13 protein-coding genes are annotated in these 12,766 nt (G+C 63.6%); all 13 read left to right on the top strand.

Annotation, left to right across the window (positions count from 1 at the left end):
• The first annotated feature begins 28 nt into the window (after nucleotides 1-28).
• A complete protein-coding gene (fabG, locus tag FAZ97_RS09780) occupies nucleotides 29-778 on the top strand; it encodes a 3-oxoacyl-ACP reductase FabG (RefSeq protein ID WP_133183608.1) in 750 nt (249 codons plus the stop codon).
• 168 nt (nucleotides 779-946) lie between these two features.
• Complete coding sequence (acpP, locus tag FAZ97_RS09775) at nucleotides 947-1,186, top strand: acyl carrier protein (RefSeq protein ID WP_004197638.1); 240 nt, start codon at nucleotides 947-949, stop codon at nucleotides 1,184-1,186.
• A 190-nt stretch (nucleotides 1,187-1,376) separates the two neighbouring features.
• Nucleotides 1,377-2,618, top strand: a complete 1,242-nt coding sequence (gene fabF / locus FAZ97_RS09770) for a beta-ketoacyl-ACP synthase II (protein WP_158758259.1) — start codon at nucleotides 1,377-1,379, stop codon at nucleotides 2,616-2,618.
• On the top strand, nucleotides 2,615-3,121 hold the full coding sequence (locus FAZ97_RS09765; RefSeq protein ID WP_233271564.1) for a hypothetical protein: 507 nt from the start codon (nucleotides 2,615-2,617) through the stop codon (nucleotides 3,119-3,121). The genes fabF and FAZ97_RS09765 overlap by 4 nt, the downstream gene beginning before the upstream one ends.
• A gap of 113 nt (nucleotides 3,122-3,234) precedes the next feature.
• Nucleotides 3,235-3,834, top strand: a complete 600-nt coding sequence (gene rpoE / locus FAZ97_RS09760) for an RNA polymerase sigma factor RpoE (RefSeq protein ID WP_158758258.1) — start codon at nucleotides 3,235-3,237, stop codon at nucleotides 3,832-3,834.
• Between the two features lie 91 nt (nucleotides 3,835-3,925).
• Complete coding sequence (locus FAZ97_RS09755) at nucleotides 3,926-4,567, top strand: sigma-E factor negative regulatory protein (RefSeq protein WP_158758257.1); 642 nt, start codon at nucleotides 3,926-3,928, stop codon at nucleotides 4,565-4,567.
• Between the two features lie 5 nt (nucleotides 4,568-4,572).
• Nucleotides 4,573-5,634, top strand: coding sequence for a MucB/RseB C-terminal domain-containing protein (locus tag FAZ97_RS09750; protein ID WP_158758256.1), 1,062 nt, complete (start codon nucleotides 4,573-4,575; stop codon nucleotides 5,632-5,634).
• Nucleotides 5,635-5,657: 23 nt separating this feature from the next.
• The gene (locus FAZ97_RS09745; RefSeq protein ID WP_158758255.1) at nucleotides 5,658-7,178 is read left to right on the top strand and encodes a DegQ family serine endoprotease; all 1,521 of its coding nucleotides are present in this window, start codon (nucleotides 5,658-5,660) and stop codon (nucleotides 7,176-7,178) included.
• Between the two features lie 5 nt (nucleotides 7,179-7,183).
• A complete protein-coding gene (locus FAZ97_RS09740) occupies nucleotides 7,184-7,519 on the top strand; it encodes a glutaredoxin family protein (RefSeq protein WP_158758254.1) in 336 nt (111 codons plus the stop codon).
• Between the two features lie 174 nt (nucleotides 7,520-7,693).
• The gene (gene lepA, locus FAZ97_RS09735) at nucleotides 7,694-9,487 is read left to right on the top strand and encodes a translation elongation factor 4 (RefSeq protein ID WP_158758253.1); all 1,794 of its coding nucleotides are present in this window, start codon (nucleotides 7,694-7,696) and stop codon (nucleotides 9,485-9,487) included.
• A gap of 33 nt (nucleotides 9,488-9,520) precedes the next feature.
• Nucleotides 9,521-10,417, top strand: coding sequence for a signal peptidase I (gene lepB / locus FAZ97_RS09730; protein WP_158758252.1), 897 nt, complete (start codon nucleotides 9,521-9,523; stop codon nucleotides 10,415-10,417).
• 220 nt (nucleotides 10,418-10,637) lie between these two features.
• Entirely contained in the window at nucleotides 10,638-11,792 is a 1,155-nt protein-coding gene (rnc, locus tag FAZ97_RS09725; protein WP_158759122.1) for a ribonuclease III, read from the top strand.
• 54 nt (nucleotides 11,793-11,846) lie between these two features.
• Complete coding sequence (gene era, locus FAZ97_RS09720) at nucleotides 11,847-12,752, top strand: GTPase Era (protein ID WP_158758251.1); 906 nt, start codon at nucleotides 11,847-11,849, stop codon at nucleotides 12,750-12,752.
• Nucleotides 12,753-12,766: the final 14 nt, after the last annotated feature.

The raw sequence follows: 12,766 nt of genomic DNA, 5'->3' as shown, positions 1-12,766 counted from the left end.
ACGTTACTACCGCTAACGGATTCAAACGATGGAAAAGACTCTCGACAATCAAGCCGCAATCGTGACCGGCGCCACGCGTGGCATTGGCCGCGCGATCGCGCTGGAACTGGCGCGCCAGGGCGCGACGGTGATCGGTACGGCCACTAGCGAAGCCGGCGCGCAAGCGATCTCGGCCGCCTTCGAAGAAGCGGGCCTGAAGGGCCGCGGCGCCGTGCTCAACGTGAATGACGCCGCTGCGGCAGAGGCGCTCATCGATGCAACGGTCAAGGAATTCGGCGGTCTTGCGATCCTCGTGAATAATGCGGGCATCACGCAGGACAACCTGGCGATGCGCATGAAGGACGACGAGTGGGATTCGGTCATCGACACGAACCTCAAGTCGGTGTTCCGCCTCTCGCGCGCCGTGCTGCGTCCGATGATGAAGGCCAAGGGCGGCCGCATCATCAACATCACGTCGGTCGTGGGCTCGTCGGGCAACCCCGGCCAGGCCAACTACGCGGCCGCCAAGGCCGGCGTGGCGGGCATGACGCGCGCGCTCGCACGCGAGATCGGCAGCCGCGGCATTACCGTGAACTGCGTCGCGCCGGGTTTCATCGACACCGACATGACGAAGGACCTGCCGGCCGAGCAGCAAGCCGCGCTCAAGCAGCAGATTCCGCTGGGCCGCCTCGGCAGCCCGGACGACATCGCGCACGCGGTCGCGTTCCTCGCTTCGCCACAAGCGGCCTATATCACGGGCACGACGTTGCACGTGAACGGCGGCATGTATATGTCTTAACCGGATTCAGGTACTATCCGCGCCTTGATGCGCTTGATGCAAAACCTTGCTCAGGCGCTGTCGCGGATAGCCATTCCGGAACTTTGAGCGCCGCTTTTCAGCCAGGTCAAACCTGATAAAATGCGCGCACTCGCATTCATGAGCTAACTTTTTTCCCTTGGAGGGGTAATGGACAACATCGAACAGCGCGTCAAGAAGATCGTCGCCGAGCAACTGGGCGTCGCCGAAGCTGAAATCAAGAACGAAGCTTCGTTCGTGAACGATCTGGGCGCAGACTCGCTCGACACCGTCGAACTGGTCATGGCGCTGGAAGACGAGTTCGGCATGGAAATCCCGGACGAGGAAGCCGAGAAGATCACGACGGTTCAGCAAGCGATCGACTACGCTCGCGCGAACGTCAAGGCCTAAGCGCCCGATTCCCGCCTGGGCCGCGCAACGCTTGCGCTGGCGGCCCGCGAGGACGCTCGCCCGTGAAACCGCATACGCCTGCCGCACTCGCTGCGGGGCATCTGCCGGTCAACTAGCCACAGGGCTCACAGGAGCATTTCCTGTGGCCTCTGTGGCTTTTGTTTTTGTCATCTATGGATAAGGGGTTACCGTGAGCCGTCGTCGAGTTGTTGTTACAGGCCTGGGGCTGATTTCGCCTGTTGGCAATAATGTTGCCGACGGCTGGGCCAATCTGGTCGCCGGGAAGTCCGGCATCGCCAACATCACGAAGTTCGACGCGACGAACTTCTCGACCCGTTTTGCCGGCGAAGTGAAGGGCTTCAACGTCGAAGACTACATGCCGGCGAAAGAAGCGCGCCATATGGATACGTTCATCCATTACGGCATCGCCGCGGGCATGCAGGCGATCCAGGACAGCGGTCTCGAAGTCACCGAAGCAAACGCGGAGCGGATCGGCGTGAACGTCGGCTCGGGCATCGGCGGTCTGCCGATGATCGAAGTCACGCAAACCGAATTGCTCAACCGCGGCCCGCGCCGTATCTCGCCGTTCTTCGTGCCTGCCTCGATCATCAACATGATCTCGGGCCACCTGTCGATCAAGTACGGCCTTAAGGGCCCGAATCTGGCGATGGTCACGGCTTGCACGACCGGCCTGCACTGCATTGGCGAAGCCTCGCGTCTGATCGAATACGGCGACTGCGACGTGATGATCGCGGGCGGCGCGGAATCGACCGTTTCGCCGCTCGGCATCGGCGGCTTCGCGGCCGCGCGTGCGCTCTCGCAGCGCAACGACGATCCGGCGACGGCGAGCCGTCCGTGGGACAAGGACCGCGACGGCTTCGTGCTGGGCGAGGGCGCAGGCGTGATGGTGCTGGAAGAGTACGAACATGCGAAGGCGCGCGGCGCGAAGATCTACGCGGAAATCGGCGGCTACGGCATGAGCGGCGATGCGTATCACATGACCGCTCCGCTGGAAGATGGCGACGGTGCGCGCCGCTGCATGCTTGCCGCGATGAAGAACGCGGGCGTCAACACCAGTGAAGTCGACTGGTTGAGCGCGCACGGCACGTCCACGCCGCTCGGCGACCTCGCGGAAACCACGGCGATCAAGCGTGCCTTCGGCGATCATGCGAAGGAGATCGTCGTGAACTCGACCAAGTCGATGACGGGCCACCTGCTGGGTGGCGCGGGCGGCCTGGAGTCGGTGTTCACGGTGCTGGCCGTGCACAACCAGGTGTCGCCGCCGACGATCAACATCTTCAACCAGGATCCGGCATGTGACCTGGACTACTGCGCGAACACCGCGCGGGACATGAAGATCGACGTCGCGCTGAAGAACTCGTTCGGCTTCGGCGGCACGAACGGCACGCTCGTGTTCAAGCGTCACGCTTGATTCCGCACGACGAGACAGCGGCCGCGCCGCGTAGCACACACGCTACTTCGGCCGGCCGCATTCCCGCTTTCCCCTCGCGGCGCGCACTCGCGCCGCTTCTTTCCCTGCGTCCCTCTCTCGCGCTGCAGCTACTCGTTGCCGCGGGCCTCGGCGTGGCCACGGCCGCGGTCTACACGACGCTCGCGCCATGGCTCGGCGTCTGGCGAGCCTTGCCTCTTGCCCTCGCGTTCCTCGCGAGCGGAGGTCTTGCCGCTGCGGCGTGGCGTCGCAAGCAACCCGCATTCATTGAAATCGGGTCAGATTTCCTCGCGGCGTATTCGCGCGATGGCGACTGCCTCGCGGCCGGGAGGCTTGCCGGTGCGTCGCAATGGGGCGCATGGCTGCTCGCCCTCGTCGTGGAGCAGGGCGCACGCCGCGCGACGATTCTCGTTGCCGCCGACGCCGTTGCCGCAGATACCTTCCGTACGCTCGCCGTGCGCGCGCGCAGCGCGGCCGGCCGCTGAGCCTCCCTTCGCTGTAAAGCTTGTAACCGCTGTTACTCGCGTAACGTGAGACCGTGGCGGGGACGCTACAATGGTGCCCCCATGTCTCCTTCATGTGCTAACGGATTTCTCAGGTGAGCGAAAAAGAAATTGATCAGGTTCTGGTCGAGCGCGTGCAACAAGGCGACAAGGCCGCGTTCGAGCTCCTGGTCTCGAAATACCACCGCAAGATCATCCGGCTGATCTCGCGCCTTGTGCGGGACCCCGCCGAGGTCGAGGACGTGGCCCAGGACGCCTTCATCAAGGCTTACCGCGCACTACCGCAATTTCGTGGCGAATCGGCTTTCTATACGTGGTTGTACCGGATTGCTGTCAATACGGCGAAGAACTACCTTGCGACCCAGGGAAGACGCGCGCCGACTTCTACTGAGGCAGATGCAGAAGAAGCGGAAACTTTCTCGGACGCCGATCAACTAAGGGATATCAATACGCCCGAGTCGATGTTGATGAGCAAGCAGATCGCACAGACGGTCAATGCTGCAATGGCGGTTTTACCGGAAGAGTTGCGCACCGCCATTACGCTTCGGGAAATAGAAGGCCTAAGCTATGAGGAAATTGCCGAAATGATGGGGTGCCCGATCGGCACCGTCAGATCGAGAATTTTCCGCGCTCGGGAAGCCATTGCGGCAAAATTGCGTCCGCTGCTGGACACTCCGGAAGGCAAGCGCTGGTAAGAAGAACAACCAGCTTCGCCCCGGGCAGCGGCGCGATTCATCAGAATGAGTTGGTGTCACCAGGGACGTCTGTTAGGGAATGGGGAGCATCATGGGTTCGGTCTCGATGCAATCGGTATCAAGCTCGCGCGGCGAGCGTCTGTCCGCCTTCGTCGACGGTGAAGCGTCGGCGCAGGAGCATCTGAACGGAAAATATCTGGAACTCGACGGCGAAGGGCGCGCAGCCTGGTCGGAGTACCACCTGATCGGCGACGTGCTGCGCTCGGACGATCTGGCCCTCAGTCAGGCGGCGAGTCGCGCCTTCATGACGGGTTTCGCCGCACGTTTCGAAGCAGAGCCGCATCTACTCGCACCTGCTGCGTTGCCGCAGGCGCAGGCTGGCCGCAATGAACGCGTGGGCCGTATTCTGGCGTTGCGCCGCCGCGTGGTGCCGTCGCTGGCCGTGGCCGCCGCCGCTGCCACGCTCACGTGGATCGTCATGCCGCAAATGCGCGGCGTGGGCATGGCCGGCGCGCCGCAAATCGCCGCCGTCCAGTCGCAAGGCGACGGTGTGCAGCGCGTGGCGATGAACACCACGCCGGCGCCCGTCACCGCCGCTCAGGACGGTAATATCATCCGCGACGCGCGTCTCGACGAATACCTCCAGGCGCATCAGCAGTTCGCGCAGCAGCCGGTCATCTCGGATTCCATGCCGTACATCCGCTCAGCCGCTCTCACCACGCAAGGCCAATAAGTTTGATGCAGACATTGCGGTTGAATAAAAAGACGATCTGGGGGCGGTTGCCGGCATTCCTGTGCTGCGCAGCCGTGATGTTCACCGCTCTGTCTGTCGCCCCGCGTGCCCACGCGCAAGGCGCGTCCGCGGCCGATGCCGCCACGCGCCAGAGCGCGGCGCAGCTGCTCGACCGTATCCAGCAGGCCGCCCAGCAGCAAAGCTACGAAGGCACCTTCGTCTACCAGCGCGGCGAGTTCGTGCAGTCCTCGCGCATCACGCATTACGCCTCGAAGCAGGACGGCGAGTTCGAGAAACTCGAAAGCCTTGACGGCAAGCCGCGCACGATGCTGCGCCACAACGACGATCTCTATACTTTCGTGCCCGAGCGCAAGCTGCTCGTCGTCGAAAAGCGCCAGAACAAGGACGCTTTCCCGGCGCTGCTTTCCACGAGCGGCGACCAGGTGCTGGGCGTCTACGAACCGAAGATGCTCGGCAACGACCGCGTGGCGGGCCTCGACAGTCAGGTCATCCAGCTCGACCCGAAGGACAATTTCCGCTTCGCCTATAAGCTGTGGGCCGACGCGAAAACCGGCCTGCTGCTGCGTTCGCAGATGCTCGACCCTTCGAACGGCCAGGTGCTTCAGCAACTCGCGTTCACGCAGGTTCGCATCGGTGGCCCCGTCGACAAAACGCCGATCGTGAACGGCATGCGCAATATCGAGGGCTGGAACGTGGTGCGACCGCCGCTCCAGCCGGTCGATATCGAAGCGCAGGGCTGGTCGTTCGGCCAGGCCGCGCCGGGCTTCCAGAAGATTCGGGAAGTGCGCCGGCCGATGGCGGCGCGCGACGCGAGCGATCCGCCCATTCCGGTCGATCAGGCCGTATTCTCTGATGGCCTTTCCACGCTTTCCGTCTTTATCGAACCGGTCAAGAACAACAGTCGCAAGGAAGGCTCGGGCAGCAGTGGTGCGACCCACGTGCTCGTGAAGCGCAACGGCGATTACTTCATCACGTTGCTCGGCGAAGTGCCCCAGACCACGTTGCAGCAGTTCGCGTCTGCCATAGAATACAAGGCTCCCAGGTAACTCCTCCTTCGGCTGACTTCGATATGACGATTCTCCCGCTGCGCAAATTCTTCGCGGCCGCGGTCGTGGCGGCGTGCCTGCCGTTCGCACCGCACGTGGCATCGGCGGCGCCGGCTGCCAACCTGCCCGACTTCGCCGACCTCGTGGACAAAGTGGGGCCGTCGGTCGTCAATATTCGCACCACCACACGTGTCTCCACAGCCCAGCGCGGCCTGCCGCCGGGCATGGACCAAGGCGACATGTCGGAATTCTTCCGGCGCTTCTTCGGCATCCCGCTCCCGCAAGGGCCGCAGGGTGGACAAGGCGGCGGTCAGGGCGGCGGTCAGGGCGGAAGCCCGGGCGGCGGTGGCTCGGACTCGGGCCCGGACAGCGGCAACGATACCGAACAAAACAGTGGCGTGGGCTCGGGTTTCATCCTGTCGAGCGACGGCTACGTGATGACCAACGCACACGTCGTCGACGACGCGGACAGCATTTACGTGACGCTCACCGACAAGCGCGAATTCAAGGCGAAGCTGATCGGCGTGGACGATCGCACGGACGTTGCCGTGGTGAAGATCCAGGCCGCGAATCTCCCGGCCGTGACGATGGGCGATTCGAACAAGGTGCGCGTGGGCGAGTGGGTCGTGGCGATCGGTTCGCCGTTCGGCCTCGAGAACACCGTGACGGCGGGCATCGTGAGCGCGAAGGGGCGCGACACGGGCGACTATCTGCCGTTCATCCAGACCGATGTGGCCGTGAACCCCGGCAACTCGGGTGGACCGCTCATCAACATGCAGGGCGAGGTGATCGGCATCAACTCGCAGATCTATAGCCGCACCGGCGGTTTCATGGGCATTTCGTTCGCGATTCCGATCGACGAGGCGATGCGCGTGGCGGATCAACTGAAATCGACGGGCAAGGTCACGCGCGGCCGTATTGCCGTGGCGATCGGCGAAGTGACGAAGGACGTGGCCGACTCGCTCGGTCTGCCCAAGGCGCAAGGCGCGCTCGTCTCCAGCGTCGAGCCGGGCGGCCCGGCCGACAAGGCGGGCATCCAGCCGGGCGACATCATCCTGAAGTTCAACGGTGCGAGCGTCGACGCTGCGACCGACCTGCCGCGCATGGTTGGCGACACGAAGCCGGGCACCAAGGCGACCGTCACGATCTGGCGCAAGGGTGCGACGCGCGATCTGCCGATCACGATCGCCGAAATGCAGACCGACAAGAGCGCGAAGGCCGACCAGAAAAAGGCGCCCGATCCCAAGCCGCGCGCGATGGGGGCGCTCGGTATCGCGGTGGTCGATATCCCCGCCGACCAGCTCGCCCAGCTCAAGATCAAGGGCGGTGCGTTGGTGGATTCGGTGGACGGCCCGGCAGCGCGCGCCGGCCTGCAAAAGGGCGACATCATCCTGCGCGTGGGCGATACGGACATTACGGGCGCGAAGCAGTTCCAGGACGTGACGGCGCATCTCGATCCGCAGAAGATGGTGGCGGTGCTCGTGCGGCGCGGCGACAACACGCAGTTCGTGCCGCTGCGCCCGCGCGCACCGGGCCAGAAGTAACGCGGATGCGCCCGGCCGTGCGGTCTTCGTCGGCAGCGCCGGGGGCGCTCGAGCGAGCGAGCGCGCATCTCGTGCTGTACGGGCGCGCGTGGTGTCATCTGTGCGAGGACATGCGTGTGGCGCTCGAGCCGCTGGCCGCGGCGGCGGGCGCTCGGCTCGACGTGATCGATGTCGATTCCGACCCCGAACTGCAGGCGCGCTACGACGAACTCGTGCCGGTGCTCCTTTGCGACGGCATCGAACTGTGTCACTACCATCTCGACGAGGCGCGCGTGCGCGCAATGCTGGGCCTCGCCGCCGACGCTCCGAACGCGCTGCAAAAGCCCCCGAGCGGTGCATGAAACACACGTGCAGTGCGCCGCTCGACGCGCAGGCGCGCCATGACACATCCGTTACATCACCGGATGGTTCGCCTGTGGGGCCCCTTTTCGGCTAAAATAGTTCGGTTTTTCATCTGTTTACGAGGCGTGCCACGCAATCGTTGGGGCGCGCCTTTTTCGCTTGATCGGCACTGAATGGATCATATTCGTAACTTCTCGATCATTGCGCACATCGACCATGGCAAGTCGACGCTCGCCGATCGCATCATCCAGCTGTGCGGCGGCTTGTCCGACCGCGAAATGGAATCGCAGGTGCTCGACTCGATGGATCTCGAGCGCGAGCGCGGCATCACCATCAAGGCGCAGACCGCTGCGCTCTCGTACAAGGCGCGTGACGGCAAGGTCTACAACCTGAACCTGATCGACACGCCCGGGCACGTCGACTTCTCGTACGAGGTGAGCCGTTCGCTCTCCGCGTGCGAGGGCGCGCTGCTCGTGGTGGACGCGAGCCAGGGCGTTGAGGCGCAGACGGTGGCGAACTGCTACACCGCGATCGAACTCGGCGTCGAAGTCGTGCCGGTGCTCAACAAGATCGACCTGCCCGCCGCCAACCCCGAAAACGCCATCGAGGAAATCGAGGACGTGATCGGCATCGACGCGACCGACGCCACGCGCTGCAGCGCGAAGACCGGCCTCGGCGTGGAAGACGTGCTCGAATCGCTCATCGCCAAGGTGCCGCCGCCCAAGGGCGATCCGGAAGCGCCGCTGCAGGCGCTCATCATCGACTCGTGGTTCGACAACTACGTCGGCGTGGTGATGCTCGTACGTATCGTGAACGGCACGCTGCGTCCGAAGGACAAGATCAAGCTGATGGCCACCGGCGCGCAGTATCCGGTCGAGCACGTCGGCGTGTTCTCGCCGAAGTCGCGCAACCTCGAGCAGCTTTCGGCGGGGCAGGTGGGCTTCATCATCGCCGGCATCAAGGAACTCGCCGCGACCAAGGTGGGCGACACCGTCACGCTCGCCGCGAAGCCTGCGCCGGAACCGCTGCCGGGCTTCAAGGAAGTGAAGCCGCAGGTGTTCGCGGGCCTCTATCCGGTCGAGGCGAACCAGTACGACGCGCTGCGCGAATCGCTTGAAAAGCTCAAGCTCAACGACGCTTCGCTGCAGTACGAGCCGGAAGTTTCGCAGGCGCTGGGCTTCGGCTTCCGTTGCGGCTTCCTCGGTCTCTTGCACATGGAAATCGTGCAGGAGCGTCTTGAGCGCGAGTTCGACATGGACCTCATCACCACGGCCCCGACCGTGGTGTACGAAGTCGTGCAGGCGGACGGGACCCTGATCAAGGTCGAGAACCCGGCGAAGATGCCGGAGCCCTCGAAGATCGGCGAGATTCGCGAGCCTATCGTCACGGTCAACCTGTACATGCCGCAGGACTATGTGGGTTCGGTCATCACGCTCTGTACGCAGAAGCGCGGCAACCAGATCAACATGCAGTACCACGGCCGCCAGGTGCAGCTGACCTACGAAATTCCGATGGCGGAGATCGTGCTCGACTTCTTCGACCGTCTGAAGTCGGTGTCGCGCGGCTATGCGTCGATGGACTACGAGTTCAAGGAATACCGCAGCTCGGACGTCGTGAAGGTCGACATGCTGATCAACGGCGACAAGGTCGATGCGCTGTCCGTTATCGTGCACCGCACGCAGTCGCAGTATCGCGGCCGCGAAGTGGCGGCGAAGATGCGCGAGATCATTCCGCGCCAGATGTACGACGTGGCCATTCAGGCCGCGATCGGCGCGCACATCATTGCGCGCGAGAACATCAAGGCGCTGCGCAAGAACGTGCTGGCCAAGTGCTACGGCGGCGACATCACGCGTAAGAAGAAGCTGCTCGAAAAGCAGAAGGAAGGCAAGAAGCGGATGAAGCAGGTCGGCTCGGTCGAGATTCCGCAAGAGGCCTTCCTCGCCATCCTTCGTGTCGAAGATAAATAAGTAACGCGAATAAGCCGGACAACGGATCTCTACATGAATTTTGCGCTGATACTTTTTGTGCTCGTTATCTTGACGGGCGTTGCGTGGGTTGCAGACAAACTGGTGTTCATGCCGCGCCGGCGCCTCGCCGCCGATGCGGCGGTCGCGGAGTTCGACCGTCAGCAGGAACGTATCGGCGAGCGTTTCGCCGATGAAAACGCGCCTGTCACGCGTCAGAACCTGCGCAACGAAAAGCTGCGCCAGCCGTGGTGGCTCGAGTACACGGCGAGCTTCTTTCCCGTCATCCTGATCGTGTTCCTCGTGCGCTCGTTCGTCGTGGAGCCGTTCAAGATCCCGTCGGGTTCGATGGTGCCCACGCTGCTCGTCGGCGACTTCATCCTCGTGAACAAGTTCGACTACGGCATCCGCCTGCCGATCACGAATACGAAGGTCACGCAGGGTCGCCCGCTCGAGCGCGGCGACGTGGTCGTGTTCCGCTATCCGAAGGATGAGTCGGTCGACTACATCAAGCGCGTGATCGGTCTGCCGGGCGACGTGGTGTCCTATCAGGACAAGCAACTCACGATCAACGGCAAGCCGGTGCCGGAAGTGCCGCAAGCCGACTTCTTCGACGAAGAGCGCATTGGTTACGCGAAACAGTTCACGGAAGATCTCGGCAACGGCCGCAAGAACAACATCCTGAACAACCCCGCGGTGCCGCCGTTCATCGTGGGCGCAGAAGACTATCCGTATCGCGACAATTGCCAGTACAACGCGCGCGGCGTGATCTGCAAGGTGCCGCCGGGCAACTACTTCATGATGGGCGACAACCGCGACAACAGCGCAGACAGCCGCTACTGGGGCTTCGTGCCCGACGCGAACATCGTGGGCCGTGCGTTCTTCATCTGGATGAACTTCAGCAACCTGCGTCGCATCGGTTCGTTCGAGTAATGTGTTTGATCGACGTGCGATGCATGTCGATCACGCCGCGCGAAGAAGCCAAAGCAGCAGCGAGAAAAAAGCGGATGCGCGAACAGGAGTCTTGCTCGCACAACGCACATCGCATCTTCGCGCGCTACTTGAAGAATCCTCGGTAACGTCGCTTCATCACGGTTTTTCGCCCGCCGCCCCCTGTTTTCGCCGGGGGCGGCGGGCGCGTTATACTCTCCCCATGCCCCAATCTCCGTTGGAAAGCCGTTTGCGCTACGAATTTCGCAATGCGGAATTGTTGCGCCAGGCTTTAACCCACCGCAGTCACAGTGCCACGCATAACGAACGCCTCGAATTCCTCGGTGATTCGGTTCTGAATTGCGCGGTGGCTGCCCTATTGTTCCAACGTTTTGGCAAGCTGGACGAAGGCGACTTGTCGCGCGTGCGCGCGAATCTGGTCAAGCAGCAGTCGCTCTACGAGATCGCTCAGGCCCTCAATATTGCCGACGGGCTGCGTCTTGGCGAGGGCGAGCTGCGCAGCGGCGGTTTCCGCCGCCCGTCGATCCTCGCGGACGCGCTGGAGGCGATCTTCGGGGCGATCTTCCTCGACGGTGGCTTCGACGCCGCCCAGACGGTCATCAAGCGCCTCTACGTGCCGATCCTCGATCACATCGATCCACGCACGCTCGGCAAGGATTCCAAGACGCTGCTGCAGGAGTACCTGCAAGGCCACAAGATCGCGTTGCCGACCTACACGGTCGTCGCGACCCATGGTGCGGCGCACAATCAACAGTTCGAAGTCGAATGCACGGTGCCGAAGCTCGACGTGAAGGTGTCGGGCTCGGGTGCGAGCCGTCGCGCGGCGGAGCAGGCCGCGGCGAAGAAGGCGCTCGACGAGGTCATGGCCGCGGCGCCGGCGCTGGTTGCGAAGCCGCGCCGCTCGAAGGGGGCGCGTGCTCCCAAGCCGGAGCCCGAGGTCGTCCCAGGCGTGACGGGCGTGCAGGGCGCGCTCGACCTCCGGGCACCGGAGCGTCGTGAGCGCGCCGCGGCGCGTAGCGAGCGTCCGGTGCTAACCGCTGCGACCGAAGGCGCGCCGCTCGCGGTGATCCGCGCCGCGCACGTGCAAGAGCGCCCGGCGGAGAAAGCCGAACGCGCTGCGGAGAAAGCGGGCGACAAGCCAGCCAGCGACAAGCCAGCCGACAAAGCGGCGGCCTTCGATGCCGTACCGAGCGCCGGCTCCATTGCCCACCGTTCTGCCCCTGCGAAGGCCGAATCGGCGCTGCGCACCGTCGAGCGCGCGCAAACCGCGACGACCGGCGGCTCTGGCACCGACGCCGAGGCCCACGCCGAAGCCAGTACGGCCATTCCCGTGCGCGCGGCCGATGCCGGTCACTGATTCCACTCAGGCGCGCCGCGAGCGCGCCTCCCGTATTTATATTCCGGTCCGATCATGAACGCTCCCACTTCCACTCCTGCCGGTTTTCGTTGCGGCATGGTCGCGATCGTCGGCCGTCCGAACGTTGGCAAATCGACGCTGATGAACGCGTTGGTCGGCCAGAAGATCAGCATCACGTCGCGCAAGGCGCAGACCACGCGCCATCGCATTACCGGCATCAACACGACCGACGACGCGCAGTACATCTTCGTCGATACGCCCGGTTTCCAGACGCGCCATAGCACGGCGCTCAACCGTTCGCTCAACCGCGCGGTGACCTCCACGCTCAGCTCGGTCGACGCCGTGCTGTTCGTGATCGAGGCCGGCAAGTTCGGCCCCGACGATCAGAAGGTGCTCGACCTGATTCCGCCGAATGCGCCCACGATCCTGATCGCCAACAAGATCGATCGCGTGAACGACAAGGCCACGCTCTATCCGTTCATCCAGCAGGTTCAGGGCTTGCGCGAATTTCGCGAGATCGTGCCGCTCTCGGCGAAGGATCCCGCCGACATTAAGCGCCTGCTCGCGACCCTCAAGCCGTATCTGCCCGAAGGCGAGCCGATCTACGGCGAAGACGATCTCACCGACCGCAGCGAGCGCTTCCTTGCCGCCGAAATCCTGCGCGAAAAGGTGTTCCGCTGGACCGGCGATGAACTGCCGTACACGAGCACGGTGCTGATCGACAAGTTCGAGCAGGAAGGGCGCCTGCGCCGCATTTTCGCGACGATTCTCGTCGAGCGTGACACACAGAAGGCGATGGTGATCGGCCAGAAGGGCGCGAAGCTCAAGCAGATCAGCACTGAAGCACGCCTCGACATGGAGAAGCTCTTCGACGGTCCTGTCTATCTCGAGACCTTCGTGAAGGTGAAGAGCGGCTGGGCCGACAACGATGCCGGGCTGCGCGCCTACGGTTACGAGTAAGCACGACGGGCACC

The sequence above is a fragment of the Paraburkholderia acidiphila genome (assembly GCF_009789655.1).
Taxonomy (GTDB): domain Bacteria; phylum Pseudomonadota; class Gammaproteobacteria; order Burkholderiales; family Burkholderiaceae; genus Paraburkholderia; species Paraburkholderia acidiphila.
Note: the sequence above shows the minus strand (reverse complement) of the source record. Positions and strands in the feature narration are given on the sequence as shown.